We start from the raw sequence: 18897 nt of genomic DNA on the forward strand, positions 1-18897 counted from the left end.
CTGTGTGGTACGTATTGTGCGCAAAACAGAGAACCGGCAGCAAAGGCAGCACCATGAAAACGCCCCTGATCACCCGCGAAGGGTACGAAAAGCTCAAAAAAGAGATGGATTACCTGTGGCGCGAAGAGCGTCCTGAAGTAACCAAAAAGGTGACCTGGGCGGCAAGCCTGGGCGATCGCAGCGAAAATGCTGATTATCAGTACAACAAGAAGCGGCTGCGTGAAATTGACCGCCGGGTACGCTATCTGACGAAGTGTCTTGAGAATCTAAAAATCGTCGATTACTCCCCGCAGCAGGAGGGCAAAGTGTTCTTCGGCGCGTGGGTGGAGATTGAAAACGACGATGGTGACACCCTGCGTTTTCGCATCGTCGGCTACGATGAAATTTTTGGTCGTAAAGATTACATCTCCATCGACTCCCCTATGGCCCGCGCGCTGCTGAAAAAGGAAGTGGGCGATTTAGCCGTCGTGCAGACCCCAGCCGGTGAAGCCAGCTGGTACGTCAATGAGATCGTCTACGTAAAATAGTCCGAGAGCGCCCTCCCCGGCTGGCATTTTGCCGTGTCAGCCCGTATAACTATCCCCTGATTTTTGACCCACAAGATGATAAAGCCATGATGAAAGATTCGCTCTGCCGCATTATTGCGGGTGAACTTCAGGCCAGAGCCGAACAGGTAGAAGCTGCCGTTCGCCTGCTTGATGAAGGGAACACCGTGCCGTTTATTGCACGTTATCGTAAGGAAGTCACAGGCGGTCTGGATGACACGCAGCTGCGTAACCTGGAGACCCGCCTGGGCTATCTGCGCGAGCTGGAAGAACGTCGTCAGGCGATCCTCAAATCCATCGGCGAACAGGGCAAGCTGACCAGCGAGCTGGAAAGCGCCATTAACGGCACCCTGAGCAAAACCGAACTCGAAGATCTCTATCTGCCGTACAAACCGAAGCGCCGTACCCGCGGGCAGATTGCGATTGAGGCGGGCCTTGAGCCGCTGGCAGAGCTGCTGTGGAATGAGCCATCTCACGACCCGGAAACCGAAGCGGCGAAATTCGTCGACGCCGACAAAGGTGTCGCTGACACCAAGGCCGCTCTGGACGGCGCGCGCTACATCCTGATGGAGCGCTTCGCGGAAGACGCCGCCCTGCTGGCTAAAGTGCGTGATTATCTGTGGAAGAACGCCCACATCGTCTCTACCGTCGTCGCGGGCAAAGAGGAAGAAGGCGCGAAGTTCCGCGACTACTTCGATCACCACGAACCGATTTCGACCACCCCGTCTCACCGCGCGCTGGCGATGTTCCGCGGCCGCAACGAAGGCGTGCTCCAGCTCTCCCTGAACGCCGACCCGCAGTTTGACGAGCCGCCGAAAGAGAGCCACTGCGAGCAGATTATCATCGACCATCTCGGCCTGCGCCTGAACAACGCCCCGGCGGACAGCTGGCGCAAAGGCGTGGTGAGCTGGACGTGGCGCATCAAGGTGCTGATGCACCTGGAAACCGAGCTGATGGGCACCGTGCGCGAGCGAGCGGAAGACGAAGCGATCAACGTCTTCGCCCGTAACCTGCATGACCTGCTGATGGCCGCTCCTGCGGGCCTGCGCGCCACCATGGGGCTCGATCCGGGCCTGCGTACCGGCGTGAAGGTGGCGGTCGTTGACGGCACCGGCAAGCTGGTCGCCACCGATACCATTTACCCACACACCGGCCAGGCAGCGAAAGCCGCCGTCGTGGTGGCGGCGCTGTGCGAGAAGTACAACGTGGAGCTGGTTGCCATCGGTAACGGCACCGCATCACGCGAAACCGAGCGTTTCTACCTCGACGTGCAAAAGCAGTTCCCGAAAGTGACGGCACAGAAAGTGATCGTCAGCGAAGCGGGCGCATCGGTCTATTCCGCCTCTGAGCTGGCGGCGCAGGAATTCCCTGACCTGGACGTTTCCCTGCGCGGCGCGGTCTCCATCGCCCGTCGTCTGCAGGATCCGCTGGCGGAGCTGGTGAAGATCGATCCGAAATCCATCGGCGTGGGCCAGTATCAGCACGACGTGAGCCAGACGCAGCTGGCGCGCAAGCTGGACGCGGTCGTGGAAGACTGCGTAAACGCCGTCGGCGTGGACCTGAACACCGCTTCCGTTCCTCTGCTGACCCGTGTAGCGGGCTTAACCCGCATGATGGCACAGAACATCGTCGCCTGGCGCGATGAGAACGGCCAGTTCCAGAACCGTCAGCAGCTGCTGAAAGTGAGCCGTCTGGGGCCGAAAGCGTTTGAGCAGTGCGCGGGCTTCCTGCGCATCAACCACGGCGATAACCCGTTGGATGCCTCTACCGTTCACCCGGAAGCGTATCCAGTGGTGGAACGCATCCTGGCCGCCACCCAGCAGGCGCTGAAGGATCTCATGGGCGACAGCAGTGCTCTGCGTAACCTGAAAGCCGTTGATTTCACCGACGACAAATTTGGTGTACCAACCGTCACCGATATCATCAAAGAGCTGGAAAAACCGGGCCGCGATCCGCGTCCTGAGTTCAAAACGGCGACCTTTGCTGACGGCATCGAGACCATGAACGATCTCCTGCCGGGCATGGTGCTGGAAGGCGCGGTGACCAACGTCACCAACTTCGGCGCGTTTGTGGATATCGGCGTGCACCAGGACGGTCTGGTGCATATCTCTTCCCTTGCCGACAAGTTCGTTGAAGACCCGCACACCGTGGTCAAAGCGGGCGACATCGTGAAGGTGAAAGTGCTGGAGGTGGATCTGCAGCGCAAGCGTATCGCCCTGACCATGCGTCTGGATGAGCAGCCGGGCGACACCAGCGCGCGCCGTGGCGGCAACGGCGGAGGCCGCGAGCAGCAGCGTCCGGCCACGAAAGCCACAAAACCGCGCGGGCGTGACGCGCAGCCTGCGGGCAACAGCGCGATGATGGACGCGCTGGCGGCGGCGATGGGTAAGAAACGCTAAGGTAACCCCCCTCACCCTAACCCTCTCCCCAATGGGGAGAGGGCCGGGGTGAGGGGAATAAAATCCTCTCAAATATATGAAACCGATTGCACACTCATATTTAAACCGCTATTTATCACTCCATTAACAAATACGCTTTTTATTCCTTCCCGGGTAATTCTGCAAATATTGAGCAAGGTCAATCAGACCGCAAATTAATACGATTAACAACATCCCGTCACATTTTTATTATTGCTGATAAAAACTATTCTCATTATCATCGCAGTGTAGATTATTTAACCTCTCGTGGAATCAGGCATTATGCAATTCACTCCAGACAGTGCATGGAAAATTACCGGTTTTACCCGCGAAATTAGCCCGGCCTATCGGCAGAAGCTGCTGTCACTTGGCATGCTGCCCGGATCATCATTCCAGGTCGTGCGTGTGGCGCCGTTGGGCGATCCTGTTCATATCGAAACCCGGCGCGTAAATCTGGTTCTGCGCAAAAAAGACCTCGCATTAATTGAAGTAGAATCTTTATCCCGTTAACAAGCCAGCGGTTTCGGTGGGTCTAATACAATGAAAAAATTAACTATTGGCTTAATTGGCAATCCTAATTCCGGCAAGACAACCTTATTTAATCAGTTAACCGGCGCACGCCAGCGCGTGGGAAATTGGGCAGGCGTAACGGTTGAACGTAAAGAAGGCCAGTTCGCGACAACGGACAATCAGGTCACCCTGGTTGACCTTCCCGGCACCTACTCCTTAACCACGATTTCATCCCAGACTTCGCTCGATGAGCAAATTGCCTGCCACTACATTCTTGGCGGCGACGCGGATCTGCTGATCAACGTGGTCGACGCTTCGAACCTCGAGCGAAACCTTTACCTGACGCTACAGCTGCTGGAACTGGGGATCCCCTGCATCGTGGCGCTCAACATGCTCGACATTGCGGAAAAACAAAAGCTGCGCATCGACGTCGATGCGCTCTCCGCGCGCCTGGGCTGTCCGGTGGTTCCGCTGGTCTCGACCCGCGCTCGCGGTATCGACGCCCTTAAGCTGGCGATTGACCGCCACGCGGGAAACCGCGACGTTGAGCTGGTGCATTACGCCCAGCCGCTGCTGCGCGAAGCCGAACGGCTGGCGCAGGAGATGGACAGCAGCATGCCTGCAAAACAGCGGCTGTGGCTCGGCCTGCAGATGCTGGAAGGGGATATCTACAGCCGCGCCTATGCCGGACATGCGGCGGATAAGCTGGACGTGGCCCTCGCCCGTCTCAGCGACGAGCTGGACGATCCGGCGCTGCACATCGCCGATGCGCGTTATCAGGCCATTGCGTCAATTTGCGACGTGGTCAGCAACGCCCTTACCGCAGAGCCCAGCCGCTTCACGGCGGCGGTGGATAAGATTGTGCTCAACCGCTTCCTCGGTTTGCCCATCTTCCTGCTGGTGATGTACGTGATGTTCCTGCTCGCGATTAACATCGGTGGCGCGCTGCAGCCGATTTTTGACGCTGGTTCTGTCGCGGTCTTCGTACACGGTATTCAGTGGGTAGGTTACACCCTGCACTTCCCGGAATGGCTGACCATCTTCCTTGCCCAGGGGATTGGCGGCGGTATCAACACCGTTCTGCCGCTGGTACCGCAGATCGGCATGATGTATCTGTTCCTCTCGTTCCTCGAAGATTCCGGCTACATGGCGCGCGCCGCCTTCGTGATGGACCGCCTGATGCAGGCGCTGGGGCTGCCGGGCAAATCGTTCGTCCCGCTGATCGTCGGCTTCGGCTGTAACGTGCCGTCGGTAATGGGCGCGCGCACCCTGGATGCACCGCGTGAACGACTGATGACCATTATGATGGCGCCGTTTATGTCCTGCGGTGCGCGTCTGGCAATCTTTGCCGTCTTCGCGGCAGCCTTCTTTGGCCAGCAGGGCGCGCTGGCGGTCTTCTCGCTGTACGTGCTGGGCATCGTGATGGCGATCCTGACCGGCTTAATGCTCAAGCACACCATCATGCGCGGTGAAGCGTCACCGTTTGTAATGGAGCTTCCGGTCTATCACGTCCCGCATCTGAAAAGCCTGGCGATCCAGACCTGGCAGCGCCTGAAAGGCTTTGTGCTGCGCGCCGGTAAGGTGATTGTTATTGTCAGTATTTTCCTGAGCGCGCTGAACAGCTTCACCCTCACCGGTCAGGCGGCAGATAACATCAACGACTCTGCCCTCGCCTCCGTCAGCCGCGTCATCACGCCGGTCTTCAAACCGATTGGCGTACAGGAGGATAACTGGCAGGCGACCGTGGGCCTGTTCACCGGTGCGATGGCAAAAGAGGTGGTCGTCGGGACCCTGAACACGCTCTACACCGCAGAGAACATTCAGGAGCAGGAATTTAACCCGGCGGAGTTTCACCTCGGTGACGAACTGCTGGCTGCCTTAGAGGAGACCTGGCAGAGCCTGAAAGACACCTTCAGCCTGAGCGTGCTGGCTAACCCGATTGAGGCCAGCAAAGGCGACGGCGAAATGGCGACCGGTGCCATGGGCGTGATGGGCGAGAAGTTTGGCAGCGCGTCCGCAGCCTACAGCTACCTGATCTTCGTTCTGCTCTATATTCCGTGCATCTCGGTGATGGGGGCGATTGCCCGTGAGTCCAGCCGCGGCTGGATGGGCTTCTCCATTCTGTGGGGGCTGAATATCGCCTACTCGCTGGCGACGCTGTTTTACCAGACCGTTAACTTCAGCCAGCATCCGCGCTACAGCCTGGTCAGCATCCTGGCGGTCATCCTGTTTAACGTGATTGTGATTGGCCTGCTGCGCCGGGCGCGAAGCCGCGTAGATATCAACCTGCTGGCGACGCGTAAAACCCCGGCCACCTGCTGCAACAGCCCGGCTGGCGACTGTCACTAAGGGGAAAAACAGATGGCATCGTTGATTCAGGTTCGTGACTTACTGGCATTGCAGGGACGCATGGAGGCAAAACAGCTCAGCCTTAGCCTGCATACGCCGCAGCCGATGATCGATGCCATGCTGGAGCGCCTGGAAGCCATGGGGAAAGCCGTGCGGATTCAGGAAGAAGCGGAGGGTTGCCTCTCCGGCAGTTGTAAAAGTTGTCCGGAAGGAAAGGCCTGTCTTAGGGAGTGGTGGGCACTGCGATAATAAAGCCGGGCATTGCTGCCCGGTTTTATCGTATTACTTATAGACGTCCGCAGTAGCGCGTACGTTTTTGGTCTGTTTTTCTGCGCTGGTGACGACGAAGTATGTCCCGCCCAGCTCATCCGCTTTCTTCGACAGCTCTTTTCTTGCATCCATCGGCGCGGTGGTGTCAGACGTAGAAATCTCACCAATTTTCGTCAAATTCATCCCGGCAACTTTATCTTTTTCCAGCTCTTTTGCCGCAAAAACGCCAAATGACAGTGACCCAATAACCAGAGAAGTGACAATACCTGTAACAAGTTTCATAGCCTGACTCTCCATAGGATTGTTGTTTTGATCATCGTAGGCAGAACAACCGCAACGACATCTGGAGTATGGTTGCGGTGTGTAACTTTTTCCAGGCTGGATAGAAAATAATCAGTCTAAACGTTGACTTAACGCAACCAACGCTGAACAAAATTCCGTCGGATGAGAGATAAACGGCGCATGCGCGGCTTTTGCTATGACCTGTGATTCGCTGTCCGGCCAGAGGGAATCCAGAAGTGGGACCACTTTGCGCGGCACCAGCCCGTCGAGATAGCCATAGATGCGCAGGTGCGGCATGCTCAGCCCGGCCAGCGGCTCGCGCAGATCGGCCGTTTTCAGGATCTCCAGACCGCCGTTAAGCACCTCAACGTCCGGCATCGGCAGGGAGAGCACCACCTGCTTTAACGCTCTGGCATCCTGACGCGCGGTTTCGGTGCCCATTGTCTGCAAGGCGAGGAATCGCTCGACGGTCCGCTGGAAATCGTCGCTCAGCTGCTGCTGGAAGCCCGCCAGAACATCAGGTTTGATGCCGGGCCACGCCTCTTGTGCGCTAAAGCATGGCGACGAGGCCACGGTGACCAGCGCCCTAACGCGCTCGGGCCAGGAGAGTGCAATCTGGCTTGCCACCAGCCCGCCCAGACTCCAGCCCAGCCAGATGGCATTTTGCGGCGCGGCGTCTACAACGTGCTGCGCCATTTCATCAAGCGACATCGCGCCAAAGCCACGGCTGCGACCATAGCCCGGCAGATCAACCAGATGTAACGTAAATTGCGAGGCAAGTTCCTCGCTTATGCAATGCCACACTTCCGCATTCAGGCCCCATCCGTGCAGCAGCACAAGATGGCAATTTCCTGTCCCTACGGTCTGCCACCACAGCGTCTTCATCAGTTACTGTTCTCTTTTTTCACATGGAGGTTGCACATGCTAACAGTGCCTGGCTTGTGCTGGCTATGCAAAATGCCGCTTGCCCTCAGCGCGTGGGGCGTCTGTTCCGTCTGCACGCGTTCGCTGGAAAGGCATATCACAACCTGCCCGCAATGTGGTTTACCGGCGGCGAGCCGCGATTTGCCCTGCGGCCGCTGCCTGAAAAAATCCCCGCCGTGGAGCGCGCTGGTGGCCGTGGATGATTATGTTCCGCCGCTGAGCGGGCTTATTCACGCCCTGAAGTTTTCCGGCCAGAGTTCGCTGGCGCAGCCCCTTGCCCGCCTGCTTTTGCTGGCCGTTTTACAGGCGCGACGAACCCGCGCTTTGCCGAAAATCGACATGGTGGTGAATGTCCCCTTATACCGACGCCGGCACTGGCGGCGCGGCTATAATCAAAGCGACCTGCTCTGCCGCCCGCTCGCCCGGTGGCTGGGTTGTCGCTACGATGCCAGCGCGCTTACTCGCGTTCATGCCACCGCCATCCAGCATCAGCTCAACGCCCGGCTTCGCAAAAGGAACCTGAAAAACGCCTTTCGCCTTGAATTGCCGGTCCACGGCCTCCATATCGCCATCGTGGATGACGTCGTCACCACAGGCAGTACCGTTGCTGAACTTTCCCGACTGCTTTTGCAAAGCGGCGCCGCGTCGGTTCAGGTATGGTGTCTGTGCCGTACCTTGTAGCCCTTCTTCAATGGGCGTATGATTATACCCAGGTAATTTAGTCAACTATTAGGCCAAAGCTATGATCCGTATTTCCGATTCTGCACAAGCGCACTTTGCCAAACTGCTGGCAAATCAGGAAGAAGGGACGCAGATCCGCGTGTTTGTGATCAATCCAGGCACTCCGAATGCAGAATGTGGTGTCTCTTATTGTCCTCCGGACGCTGTGGAAGCAACTGACACTGCCCTTAAATTTGAACAGCTCACCGCTTACGTCGATGAACTGAGCGCGCCGTATCTTGAAGATGCGGAAATCGACTTTGTCACCGACCAGCTGGGTTCTCAGCTGACCCTGAAAGCGCCAAACGCCAAAATGCGTAAAGTCTCTGACGATGCGCCACTGATGGAGCGCGTTGAGTATCTGCTGCAGTCCCAGATCAACCCACAACTGGCCGGCCACGGCGGTCGCGTTTCCCTGATGGAAATCACGGAAGACGGCCTGGCGATCCTGCAGTTTGGCGGCGGCTGTAACGGTTGCTCCATGGTCGACGTGACCCTGAAAGAAGGGATCGAGAAGCAGCTGCTGAACGAATTCCCGGAACTGAAAGGCGTGCGCGACCTGACAGAGCACCAGCGTGGCGAGCACTCTTACTACTAATTCAGTACCCGTCTGTATTGCCCGGTGGCGCTGCGCTTACCGGGCCTGACTCCCTTGCCTTCCCCCTCTATATGTTGACCTGCGTCTCATAATTCAAATTTTGCCTCACCGGGTGATTCTCAACCACGATATGTTACCCGTATCATTCTCGTGGGCACTCAACACCCTTATAACAGCCGACTAAACTTAACTGTTTCGCAGGCATCAGTATGAGTGCCGTTAACCACTCTGTTCCCAGTTGGGACAACCGGAATTTGTCGTTGAAACAATGACGTTACCCATAACAATTCAAAGGCCAGGTAAATCATGCCATTAGTCATCGTTGCTATCGGTGTTGTGTTATTACTGCTCTTGATGATCCGCTTCAAAATGAACGGATTTATCGCTCTGGTTCTGGTGGCACTTGCAGTCGGTCTGATGCAGGGGATGCCGCTGGTTAAAGTTATCAGCTCTATCAAAGCCGGTGTCGGCGGCACGCTCGGCAGCCTGGCGCTGATCATGGGCTTCGGTGCCATGCTCGGTAAAATGCTGGCGGACTGCGGGGGCGCGCAGCGTATTGCCACCACGCTTATCGAAAAGTTTGGCAAGAAGAACATCCAGTGGGCGGTGGTGTTAACCGGTTTTACTGTCGGTTTCGCGCTGTTCTATGAAGTGGGCTTCGTGCTGATGCTGCCGCTGGTGTTCACCATCGCCGCCGCGGCCAACATCCCGCTGCTGTTCGTGGGTGTGCCAATGGCTGCTGCGCTGTCCGTGACCCACGGCTTCCTGCCGCCGCACCCGGGTCCAACCGCCATCGCCACCATCTTCCACGCCGATATGGGTAAAACCCTGCTGTTCGGTACGATTCTGGCGATCCCGACCGTAATTCTGGCAGGCCCGGTGTATGCCCGCTTCCTGAAAGGCATTGATAAGCCTATTCCGGAAGGCCTGTACAGCGCCAAAACCTTCACTGAAGAAGAGATGCCAGGCTTTGGCGTCAGCGTCTGGACCTCGCTGGTACCGGTGATCCTGATGGCAATGCGCGCCGTGGCGGAGATGATCCTGCCGAAAGGCCACGCTTTCCTGGCCGTTGCCGAGTTCCTCGGCGACCCGGTGATGGCAACGCTGATTGCGGTATTGATTGCGATGTTCACCTTCGGCCTGAACCGTGGCCGCTCCATGGATCAGATCAACGACACGCTGACCTCGTCCATCAAAATCATTGCCATGATGCTGCTGATTATCGGCGGTGGCGGTGCGTTCAAGCAGGTGCTGGTCGACAGCGGCGTGGACAAATACATCGCTTCCATGATGCATGAAACCAATATCTCTCCAATCCTGATGGCGTGGTCTATTGCTGCCGTGCTGCGTATCGCGCTGGGTTCTGCAACCGTTGCGGCGATTACAGCGGGCGGTATCGTTGCGCCGCTGATTGCCACCACGGGCGTCAGCCCTGAGCTGATGGTTATTGCGGTAGGCTCCGGCAGCGTGATTTTCTCTCACGTGAACGATCCGGGCTTCTGGCTGTTCAAGGAGTACTTCAACCTGACCATCGGTGAGACCATCAAGTCCTGGTCAATGCTGGAAACCATTATTTCGGTCTGCGGCCTGGTAGGGTGTCTGCTGTTGAATATGGCTCTCTGACTCTCCTGCTCGATCGGTTCCCTCTCCCCTTTGGGGAGAGGGCTAGGGTGAGGGGCAAATTACGACTTCTTACCCACCGCCTTTCTGCGCTTATCCAAATCTTTAATCAGCCTGTTCACCCCGTCATCGGCAAACATCGTCTCAAGCGTTGTGGACAGCTTGCGGCGCCAGTTCTTGTACTGATAGCTGGTGCCCGGAACGTTCACCGGCTCCGCCATATCAATCCAGTCTTCCGGCTGCAGGCCGAGCAAAGCGCTGTTGCTGTCGGCAATATAGCGTTGCAGGCCACGGTTGAGCGTTGGGGTCATTGCCATCAGCGACGCCTTATGTCCGGCACGCTTGGGCAGACAGCCATGCTTGTGCAGCGCGTCCAGCAGCCCCTGCTTCGCCAGCTCGCGGTCCTGATACAGTCCGCGCAGAACCTCTTCATCTGGATAGAGGCCCAGCGTTTTGCCGAGAGTCAGATCGCCGCTTTCCCAGTAGCCTCTGAGCGTAGGAAGATCATGCGTCGTCGCGACTGCCATTGACTGTTCAGGGTACGCTTTCGGCGCGCGGAAGGTTTTCTCATGGTCGTTTTCAAAATAGAGCACTTTGTAGGAATAAACCCCGCTGTCGCGGAGCTTGCTGACAATTTCCACCGGTACGGTACCGAGATCTTCACCGATCACCATGCACTGATGACGTTTACTCTCCAGCGCCAGGATCGACAGCAGATCGTCAACCGGATACTGCACGTACGCCCCGTGATCCGCCGTTTCACCGTACGGGATCCACCACAGGCGCAGCACGGACATCACGTGGTCAATGCGCAGCGCCCCGCAGTTCTGCATGTTCGCGCGCAGCAGGTCGATAAACGGCTCGTAGGCGCGCGCCGCCATCACGTGCGGATCCATCGGCGGCAGGCCCCAGTTCTGACCGAGCGGGCCGAGGATATCCGGCGGCGCGCCGACGGACGCTTTCAGGCAGTAAAGCTCACGGTCACACCAGGTTTCTGCGCCGCCTTCCGCCACGCCCACTGCCAGATCGCGATACAGGCCGATCGGCATCTTATAGCCCTGGCTCACCTGCCAGCAGGCGGCAAACTGGCTGTACGCCAGCCATTGCAGCCACAGGTAGAAGTCCACCTCGTCGGCATGATTTTTACAGAAGGCTTTGACTTCAGGGGTATCCACGGTCTGATACGCTTCCGGCCAGACCGGCCAGCCCCAGCGCATTTCGTCCTCTTTCACCTGATACGCGTGCAGCGCATCAAATGCCGCCTGCCAGTAGAGGCTTTCACCTTCCTGCATCACGAACTGGCGGAAGGCCGCCATCTGCTCGTCGTCGCGCTTCGCAAAGCCTTTCCACGCCAGGCGCAGAGCCGCCATTTTCAGCGCGGTCACGGAGGCATAATCTACCCAGTCCGCATCGCGGGCCTGCTTCAGCAGCTGCTGGGTGGTCTCAAGCTTCCACCACGCCTGCGCCTCTTTGCTGTTTTTGAAATCGTCTAACGCGTTAACGTCGATGTAAATCACGTTCAGCCAGCGTCGGGAAGACGGGCTGTACGGGCTCGCGCTTTCCGGGTTGGCCGGATAGAGAGCGTGGATCGGGTTGAGGCCGATAAACGCGCCGCCGCGCTCGCCCACGGATGCCAGCATGTTCTTCAGATCGCCAAAATCGCCGATCCCCCAGTTGCTGTCTGAACGCAGCGTATAGAGCTGCACGCAGGCGCCCCACAGCTTTTTGCCTTCGAGCAATGCCTGCGGCTCATAGCAGCGTTTTGGCGCGACGATCACCCGGCAGTGAAAACGCTGTTCGTCCTGGGTGAGCGTCAGGCTGTGATAGCCCTCCGGCAGCTTTGCCGGAAGATTTAACGTTTTGCCGCCGGTGGCGTGGCCTTTATGCTGATGCCCCTCTTCGGTGGTGAGCAGCCAGCTATACTCGCCGCGCCCCTCCACCGCAAGCGGCATCTTTTTGCCTGCGGTAAAGACCTTCACATTTGGCACCGGCGCAGCCGACGCGTTCGCGTCGGTTTTATGCATGGCATCCAGCAAACGTCTTTTGGTGTCCGCACCAATAGACTGCGGTTTGCCGTGCGCATTGATGTAACTGAGGCTAATTCCCGCCGCCTGCGCGGCACTGTCCAGACGTTTACTCTCCATCGCGCTTCCTTAGCGTTTTGCCTGCCAGATACGGGCCTGATAATCACGGATTGAGCGGTCAGAGCTGAACATGCCGCAGCGCGCGGTGTTCAGAATGCACGCCCGGGTCCACGCATCCTGGTCGCGGTACAGCACGTCGACCTGTTTCTGCGCTTCAACGTAGGCCGTGAAGTCCGCCATCACCAGGTACGGGTCGCCGCCGTGTTTGTCCATGCTGTGCAGCATCTGGTCAAACGCGTGCTTGTCGCCATCGCTGTATTTGCCGCTTTCCAGCTCCTTCAGCACCGCATCCAGCACTTTGTCTTTTTTACGCCATTTCACCGGGTCGTAGCCTTTGGCCTTGATGGCTTTCACTTCTTCAACAGTATGGCCGAAGATAAAGATGTTCTCTTCACCGACCTTCTCGGCGATTTCGACGTTCGCACCGTCCAGCGTGCCGACGGTCAGCGCGCCGTTGAGCGCCAGCTTCATGTTGCCGGTACCGGATGCTTCTTTCCCTGCGGTCGAGATCTGCTCGGAGATATCCGCCGCCGGGATCAGCATTTCCGCCGCCGAGACGCAGTAATCCGGCAGGAACACGACCTTCAGCTTGTCGCCCACTTTCGGATCGCTGTTGATCGCCGCCGCCACTTTATTGATGGCGAGGATAATGTTTTTCGCCAGGTAGTAGCCCGGCGCCGCTTTCGCCCCGAACAGGAACACGCGCGGCACGCGGTCGGCCTGCGGGTTCTCGCGGATCTCTTTGTACAGCGCCAGAATGTGCAGCAGGTTCAGGTGCTGACGCTTGTACTCGTGCAGGCGTTTGATCTGGATATCGAAAATGGCATTCGGGTTGATCTCAATCCCGGTACGCATTTTCACAAACTCCGCCAGGCGAACCTTGTTCTCCAGCTTGATCGCGCGGTACTGCTCGCGGAATTTCGCATCGTCGGCGTATTTTTCCAGGTTAATCAGCTGGTCCAGATCGTTAGCCCACTCTTTCTTCAGGGTCTTGTCCAGCAGGCCGGCCAGCAGCGGATTGCACTGCTTGATCCAGCGACGCGGCGTAATGCCGTTGGTCACGTTGTGGAATTTGGTCGGCCACAGCTGGTGATATTCCGGGAACAGATCTTTCACCACCAGATCGGAGTGCAGCGCCGCCACGCCGTTAACGGCAAAGCCGCTCACCACGCACATGTTCGCCATACGCACCTGTTTGTCGTGCACCACCGCCAGCTTCGCCCAGACGGCTTTGTCGCCCGGCCAGGTTTTCTCCACCAGCGTTTTGAACTGGTCGTTAATCTTGTTGATGATCTGCATGTGGCGCGGCAGCAGCGTTTTCACCAGCTTCTCATCCCAGCACTCCAGCGCTTCCGGCATCAGGGTGTGGTTGGTATAGGCGAAGGTGCGGCTGGTGATGGCCCAGGCGTCGTCCCAGCTCAGCTGATGCTCGTCAATCAGCACGCGCAGCAGTTCCGGGATGGCAATAGTCGGGTGCGTATCGTTAAGCTGAATGACTTCGAAGTCCGGCAGCTGCGCCAGCTTGCGGCCCGCCAGGTGATGGCGACGCAGAATATCCGCCACGGAGCAGGCGCACTGGAAGTACTGCTGCATCAGGCGCAGCTTTTTGCCCGCCAGATGGTTGTCGTTCGGATAGAGCACTTTCGTCAGCTTCTCGGCGTCGATCCCCTGCTGCTCAGCGCGCAGGAAATCGCCGTCGTTGAATTTGGTCAGGTTGAACGGATGCGCGTGCTTCGCCTGCCACAGACGCAGCGGCTGCGCCACGCCGTTACGGTAGCCGAGCACCGGCAGATCCCAGGCTTCACCGGTAATAGTGAACGCCGGTTCCCAGAGCCCCTGCTTCGTCACTTTCCCGCCGATGCCGACCTGCACGTCCAGCTGCGCGTTGTGGCGGAACCACGGGTAGGTATTGCGATGCCAGTCGTCCGGCGCTTCCATCTGGTGGCCGTCGGCAAACGACTGACGGAACAGGCCGTACTGGTAGTTCAGGCCATAGCCAATCGCCGACTGGCCGACCGTTGCCATAGAGTCAAGGAAACAGGCCGCCAGACGCCCCAGTCCGCCGTTGCCCAGCGCCGGGTCGATCTCTTCTTCCAGCAGGTCGGTCAGGTTAATGTCGTGCTCTTTCAGCACATCACCCACCTCCTGATACCAGCCGAGGTTCAGCAGGTTGTTGCCGGTCAGGCGGCCAATCAGGAACTCCATCGAGATATAGTTAACGTGACGCTGGCCTTTGACGGGCTTCGCCACGGGCTGAGCATCCAGCTGCTCTGCGAGCGCCCCGCTCACCGCCTGCCACCACTGGTGAGGCGTCATCTCGTTTGCAGCATGAAGGCCAAAACGCTGCCACTGACGCGTCAGGGCAGCCTGGAATTGAGCTTTGTTGAAGGTAGGCTGTGACATAGGGGATCGGCATCCTTTAGAAAGAAAACACAAGTTGGCGCTAGTGTGCCTGGCTCATTTCACCTCTTCCTCCTCCCGTGGGGGATTAGACAGGGAGGAGTAGCGGGGATGAGCGTAAAAGTGTGATCGAGGCCACTCTGAGAGCATAGCTGGAGTGTGCCCGGAAGATAAAAAAGTAACCGGGGAGAATGTCAAAGAAATGAAATGCGGTTTTGGATGAAATTAATCCACGCGGAAATGATTGCTTACGGAGAATAATATTTCAGCAATCGGCTCCTGCCTAAGGAGATTATTAATCTCACTCAACTTTACCCGAAGTTTATTAAATTCGACGTCATTATACCTTTCTGAAACCAGTTTCAGCCCAGCCTCGTGACATCCATACAAGCCAGCATTGACGCGGCATCAAAGCCTTTTCAAAAAAGTTCCAGTACTGGCCGGAATGTTTTGTGACAGAGTGCAAATTCAGAGCCACAAAAGCCAGACATAACTTGCAATAGTTCTCTTTCTGACCGACCTTATAGCTATTAATTACGAAGCGCAAAAAAAATAAATTCTCTCGTTCCCCACAGTGAAGTGAAACCTATGTTGATTCCGTCAAAATTAAGTCGCCCGGTTCGTCTTGACCATACAGTGGTCCGCGAGCGTCTGCTGGCTAAACTTTCCGGCGCGCATAATTTCCGACTGGCGCTGGTTACGAGCCCTGCAGGTTATGGAAAAACAACGCTCATTTCACAATGGGCCGCAGGTAAGAGCGATCTTGGCTGGTACTCCCTCGACGAGGGCGATAACCAGCAAGAGCGTTTTGCCAGCTATCTGATTGCCGCTATTCAACAGGCAACCAACGGACACTGCGTCGCCAGCGAGGCAATGGTGCAAAAGCGCCAGTACGCCAGTCTGTCCTCCCTTTTCTCTCAGCTGTTTATCGAACTGGCCGAATGGCATCGCCCGCTGTACGTGGTGATTGATGACTATCATCTGATCACGAACCCGGTTATCCATGAGTCGATGCGCTTCTTCCTGCGCCACCAGCCGGAAAACCTGACCCTGGTCGTGCTGTCACGCAACCTGCCGCAGCTCGGTATTGCCAACCTGCGCGTGCGCGATCAGCTTCTGGAAGTGGGCAGCCAGCAGCTGGCCTTTACCCACCAGGAAGCGAAACAGTTCTTTGACTGCCGCCTGACCTCACCCATTGAGGCCTCCGAAAGCAGCCGCTTGTGTGATGATGTCGCAGGCTGGGCCACGGCGCTACAGCTGATTGCCCTTTCTGCCCGGCAAAACAACAGCCCGACGCACCAGTCTGCGCGCCGTCTGGCCGGCATCAACGCCAGCCATCTTTCGGATTACCTGGTGGATGAGGTGCTGAACAGCGTCGATCCCTCCACCCGCAATTTCCTGCTGAAAAGCTCCCTGCTGCGCTCCATGAACGACGCGCTGATTGTGCGCGTAACAGGCTGTGAGAACGGTCAGCTGCAGCTGGAAGAGATTGAACGTCAGGGCCTGTTCCTGACGCGCATGGACGACCCCGGCGAGTGGTTCAGCTATCACCCGCTGTTTGGCAGCTTCCTGCGCCAGCGCTGCCAGTGGGAGCTGGCAACGGAATTGCCGGAAATCCACCGCGCCGCCGCTGAAAGCTGGATGGCGCAAGGCTTCCCGAGCGAGGCCATTCACCACGCGCTTGCCGCCGGTGACGCCAGCATGCTGCGCGATATCCTGCTTAACCACGCGTGGGGGCTGTTTAACCACAGCGAACTGACGCTGCTGGAAGAGTCGTTGAAAGCCCTGCCGTGGGAGAGCCTGCTGGAGAACCCGCGCCTGGTGCTGCTCCAGGCCTGGCTGATGCAGAGCCAGCACCGCTACAGCGAAGTGAATACCCTGCTGGCGCGCGCCGAGCAGGAGATGGAAAGCGAAATGGATATCACCCTGCACGGCGAATTTAACGCCCTGCGGGCACAGGTCGCGATTAACGACGGCGATGCGGATGAAGCGGAACGGCTGGCGATGATCGCGCTGGATGAACTGCCGCTGGCGAATTTCTACAGCCGGATTGTGGCTACCTCGGTGCACGGCGAAGTGCTGCACTGCAAGGGCGAACTGACGCGCTCCCTTTCGCTGATGCAGCAAACCGAGCAGATGGCGCGCCGCCATGATGTGTGGCACTACGCCCTGTGGAGCCTGATCCAGCAAAGCGAGATTTTATTCGCACAGGGGTTCCTGCAGGCCGCCTGGGAAAATCAGGAAAAAGCGTTCCAGCTGATTCGTGAACAGCACCTGGAACAGCTGCCGATGCACGAGTTCCTGTTGCGTATTCGCGCTCAACTGCTGTGGGCATGGTCGCGTCTGGATGAAGCAGAAAGCTGCGCCCGTCAGGGTGTGAACGTGCTCTCTGGCTTCCAGCCTCAGCAGCAATTGCAGTGTCTGGCCCTGCTGGTGCAGTGCTCGCTGGCGCGTGGCGATCTGGATAACGCCCGCAATCACCTTAACCGTCTGGAAAACCTGCTCGGCAACGGTCAGTACCACAGCGACTGGGTATCGAACGCCGACAAGGTTCGGGTGATTTACTGGCAGATGACGGGGGACAAAAAATCCGCCGCCAACTGGCTGCGCCAGACGCCTAAACCGGAATTTGCCAATAACCACTTCCTGCAAAGCCAGTGGCGCAACATCGCCCGCGTGCAGATCCTGCTGGGTGACTTTGAGCCTGCCGAAATTGTGCTGGAAGAGTTAAACGAAAACGCCCGCAGCCTGCGTCTGATGAGCGACCTGAACCGCAACCTGCTGCTGCTCAACCAGCTTTACTGGCAGGCGGGCCGCAAAAATGACGCCCAGCGCGTGCTGCTGGAAGCCTTGCAGCTGGCGAACCGCACCGGGTTTATTAGCCACTTCGTGATTGAAGGTGAAGTGATGGCGCAGCAGCTGCGCCAGCTGATTCAGCTCAACACGCTGCCGGAGCTGGATCAGCATCGCGCCCAGCGAATCCTGCGCGAGATTAATCAGCACCATCGCCACAAGTTTGCGCATTTCGACGAGAACTTTGTTGAACGCCTGCTGAACCACCCGGAAGTGCCGGAGCTTATTCGCACCAGCCCGCTCACCCAGCGCGAATGGCAGGTGCTGGGACTGATCTATTCCGGATACAGTAACGAGCAGATTGCCGGTGAGCTGGCGGTGGCGGCAACCACCATCAAAACGCACATTCGCAATCTGTATCAGAAGCTGGGCGTGGCGCACCGTCAGGACGCGGTACAGCATGCGCAGCAGCTGTTGAAGATGATGGGGTACGGAGTTTAGTTTTGTGCGGCCTGATGCCCTCACCCCGGCCCTCTCCCACAGGGAGAGGGAGAACGGCTTTTCAACACAACTCTAACTGCAAATTATTATCCTTAATCACCTGCATCACGCCCGCTGGCGGCATCACGTCGGTATAGACCGCATCCACCATGCTGATGCTGCCCATGTTCACCATCGCGTTTCGGCCAAACTTCGAATGGTCCACCACCAGCATCACGTGGCGCGAGTTCTCAATAATCGCGCGCTTGGTGCGCACCTCGTGGTAATCAAACTCCAGCAGCGAGCCATCGCTGTCGATGCCGCTGATCCCCAGGATGCCGAAGTCGAGGCGGAACTGAGAGATAAAGTCGAGGGTCGCTTCGCCAATAATTCCGCCGTCGCGGCTGCGCAGTTCGCCGCCCGCGAGGATGATGCGGAAATCATCTTTCTGCATCAACGTGTTCGCGACGTTCAGGTTGTTGGTCACCACGCGCAGGTTCTCGTGATCCAGCAGCGCATGAGCGACCGCTTCTGGCGTGGTGCCGATGTCAATAAACAGCGTCGCACCGTTCGGGATTTGGCTCGCCACTTTACGCGCAATGCGCTCTTTCTCTGCCGTCTGCGTGGCTTTACGGTCGTGCCAGGAGGTATTGACCGAGCTGGACGGCAGCGCCGCGCCGCCGTGGTGGCGCAAAATACGGTTCTGATCGGCCAGATCGTTCAGGTCACGACGGATGGTTTGCGGGCTGACGGCAAACTGCTCGACCAGCTCTTCGGTGCTGACGTATCCCTGTTTTTTGACCAGTTCGATAATGGCGTCATGACGTTGTGTTTGTTTCATCAAT

14 protein-coding genes are annotated in these 18897 nt (G+C 57.7%); 9 read left to right on the plus strand and 5 right to left on the minus strand.

All coding sequences use genetic code 11. From position 1 onward, the window contains the following. Positions 1-53: 53 nt before the first annotated feature. From greB to feoC, 5 genes are all read left to right on the plus strand, one after another. Complete coding sequence (gene greB, locus IM265_RS17750; protein ID WP_014885539.1) at positions 54-527, plus strand: transcription elongation factor GreB; 474 nt, start codon at positions 54-56, stop codon at positions 525-527. Between the two features lie 86 nt (positions 528-613). After that, positions 614-2944, plus strand: a complete 2331-nt coding sequence (locus IM265_RS17755) for a Tex family protein (protein WP_028014673.1) — start codon at positions 614-616, stop codon at positions 2942-2944. 300 nt (positions 2945-3244) lie between these two features. Continuing rightward, complete coding sequence (feoA, locus tag IM265_RS17760) at positions 3245-3472, plus strand: ferrous iron transporter A (protein ID WP_006177893.1); 228 nt, start codon at positions 3245-3247, stop codon at positions 3470-3472. Between the two features lie 30 nt (positions 3473-3502). Beyond that, the gene (feoB, locus tag IM265_RS17765) at positions 3503-5821 is read left to right on the plus strand and encodes a Fe(2+) transporter permease subunit FeoB (RefSeq protein WP_100171212.1); all 2319 of its coding nucleotides are present in this window, start codon (positions 3503-3505) and stop codon (positions 5819-5821) included. A gap of 12 nt (positions 5822-5833) precedes the next feature. Next, the gene (gene feoC / locus IM265_RS17770) at positions 5834-6070 is read left to right on the plus strand and encodes a [Fe-S]-dependent transcriptional repressor FeoC (protein ID WP_041911908.1); all 237 of its coding nucleotides are present in this window, start codon (positions 5834-5836) and stop codon (positions 6068-6070) included. Positions 6071-6103: 33 nt separating this feature from the next. On the opposite strand, the gene IM265_RS17775 is transcribed toward feoC, so the two are convergent. Continuing rightward, positions 6104-6373, minus strand: a complete 270-nt coding sequence (locus IM265_RS17775) for a YdgH/BhsA/McbA-like domain containing protein (protein ID WP_028014676.1) — start codon at positions 6371-6373, stop codon at positions 6104-6106. Between the two features lie 111 nt (positions 6374-6484). Beyond that, on the minus strand, positions 6485-7258 hold the full coding sequence (gene bioH / locus IM265_RS17780) for a pimeloyl-ACP methyl ester esterase BioH (RefSeq protein ID WP_028014677.1): 774 nt from the start codon (positions 7256-7258) through the stop codon (positions 6485-6487). A 36-nt stretch (positions 7259-7294) separates the two neighbouring features. Here bioH and gntX point away from each other — a divergent pair, with 36 nt between their 5' ends. The 3 genes from gntX to gntT all read left to right on the plus strand — a co-directional run bounded on the left by gntX (position 7295) and on the right by gntT (position 10238). Continuing rightward, on the plus strand, positions 7295-7978 hold the full coding sequence (gntX, locus tag IM265_RS17785) for a DNA utilization protein GntX (protein ID WP_150145203.1): 684 nt from the start codon (positions 7295-7297) through the stop codon (positions 7976-7978). Positions 7979-8039: 61 nt separating this feature from the next. Continuing rightward, a complete protein-coding gene (gene nfuA / locus IM265_RS17790) occupies positions 8040-8615 on the plus strand; it encodes a Fe-S biogenesis protein NfuA (protein WP_003861601.1) in 576 nt (191 codons plus the stop codon). A 306-nt stretch (positions 8616-8921) separates the two neighbouring features. Then, positions 8922-10238 (plus strand): gluconate transporter, encoded by a 1317-nt coding sequence (gene gntT / locus IM265_RS17795; RefSeq protein ID WP_028014680.1) that lies wholly within the window; start codon positions 8922-8924, stop codon positions 10236-10238. A 59-nt stretch (positions 10239-10297) separates the two neighbouring features. Here gntT and malQ read toward each other — a convergent pair whose 3' ends face one another. Beyond that, a complete protein-coding gene (gene malQ / locus IM265_RS17800) occupies positions 10298-12379 on the minus strand; it encodes a 4-alpha-glucanotransferase (RefSeq protein ID WP_193031684.1) in 2082 nt (693 codons plus the stop codon). A 9-nt stretch (positions 12380-12388) separates the two neighbouring features. After that, entirely contained in the window at positions 12389-14782 is a 2394-nt protein-coding gene (gene malP, locus IM265_RS17805) for a maltodextrin phosphorylase (protein WP_193031686.1), read from the minus strand. Positions 14783-15367: 585 nt separating this feature from the next. Here malP and malT point away from each other — a divergent pair. Continuing rightward, complete coding sequence (malT, locus tag IM265_RS17810; RefSeq protein ID WP_193031688.1) at positions 15368-18073, plus strand: HTH-type transcriptional regulator MalT; 2706 nt, start codon at positions 15368-15370, stop codon at positions 18071-18073. Positions 18074-18134: 61 nt separating this feature from the next. Here the strand turns inward: malT and IM265_RS17815 are convergent, their stop codons facing one another. Continuing rightward, entirely contained in the window at positions 18135-18893 is a 759-nt protein-coding gene (locus tag IM265_RS17815; protein ID WP_008503060.1) for a DeoR/GlpR family transcriptional regulator, read from the minus strand. Between the last annotated feature and the right edge of the window lie 4 nt (positions 18894-18897).

The organism is Enterobacter cloacae complex sp. P17RS (assembly GCF_014895885.1).
Taxonomy (GTDB): Bacteria; Pseudomonadota; Gammaproteobacteria; order Enterobacterales; family Enterobacteriaceae; genus Enterobacter; species Enterobacter bugandensis.

Bases quoted from the DNA above. Each gene is read 5' to 3' on its own strand.
- feoB (WP_100171212.1), top strand. From the start codon at position 3,503: ATGAAAAAATTAACTATTGGCTTAATTGGCAATCCTAATTCCGGCAAG.
- bioH (WP_028014677.1), bottom strand. From the start codon at position 7,258: ATGAAGACGCTGTGGTGGCAGACCGTAGGGACAGGAAATTGCCATCTT.
- gntX (WP_150145203.1), top strand. From the start codon at position 7,295: ATGCTAACAGTGCCTGGCTTGTGCTGGCTATGCAAAATGCCGCTTGCC.
- IM265_RS17755 (WP_028014673.1), top strand. From the start codon at position 614: ATGATGAAAGATTCGCTCTGCCGCATTATTGCGGGTGAACTTCAGGCC.
- gntT (WP_028014680.1), top strand. From the start codon at position 8,922: ATGCCATTAGTCATCGTTGCTATCGGTGTTGTGTTATTACTGCTCTTG.
- IM265_RS17775 (WP_028014676.1), bottom strand. From the start codon at position 6,373: ATGAAACTTGTTACAGGTATTGTCACTTCTCTGGTTATTGGGTCACTG.
- malP (WP_193031686.1), bottom strand. From the start codon at position 14,782: ATGTCACAGCCTACCTTCAACAAAGCTCAATTCCAGGCTGCCCTGACG.
- feoA (WP_006177893.1), top strand. From the start codon at position 3,245: ATGCAATTCACTCCAGACAGTGCATGGAAAATTACCGGTTTTACCCGC.
- malQ (WP_193031684.1), bottom strand. From the start codon at position 12,379: ATGGAGAGTAAACGTCTGGACAGTGCCGCGCAGGCGGCGGGAATTAGC.
- nfuA (WP_003861601.1), top strand. From the start codon at position 8,040: ATGATCCGTATTTCCGATTCTGCACAAGCGCACTTTGCCAAACTGCTG.
- greB (WP_014885539.1), top strand. From the start codon at position 54: ATGAAAACGCCCCTGATCACCCGCGAAGGGTACGAAAAGCTCAAAAAA.
- feoC (WP_041911908.1), top strand. From the start codon at position 5,834: ATGGCATCGTTGATTCAGGTTCGTGACTTACTGGCATTGCAGGGACGC.
- malT (WP_193031688.1), top strand. From the start codon at position 15,368: ATGTTGATTCCGTCAAAATTAAGTCGCCCGGTTCGTCTTGACCATACA.
- IM265_RS17815 (WP_008503060.1), bottom strand. From the start codon at position 18,893: ATGAAACAAACACAACGTCATGACGCCATTATCGAACTGGTCAAAAAA.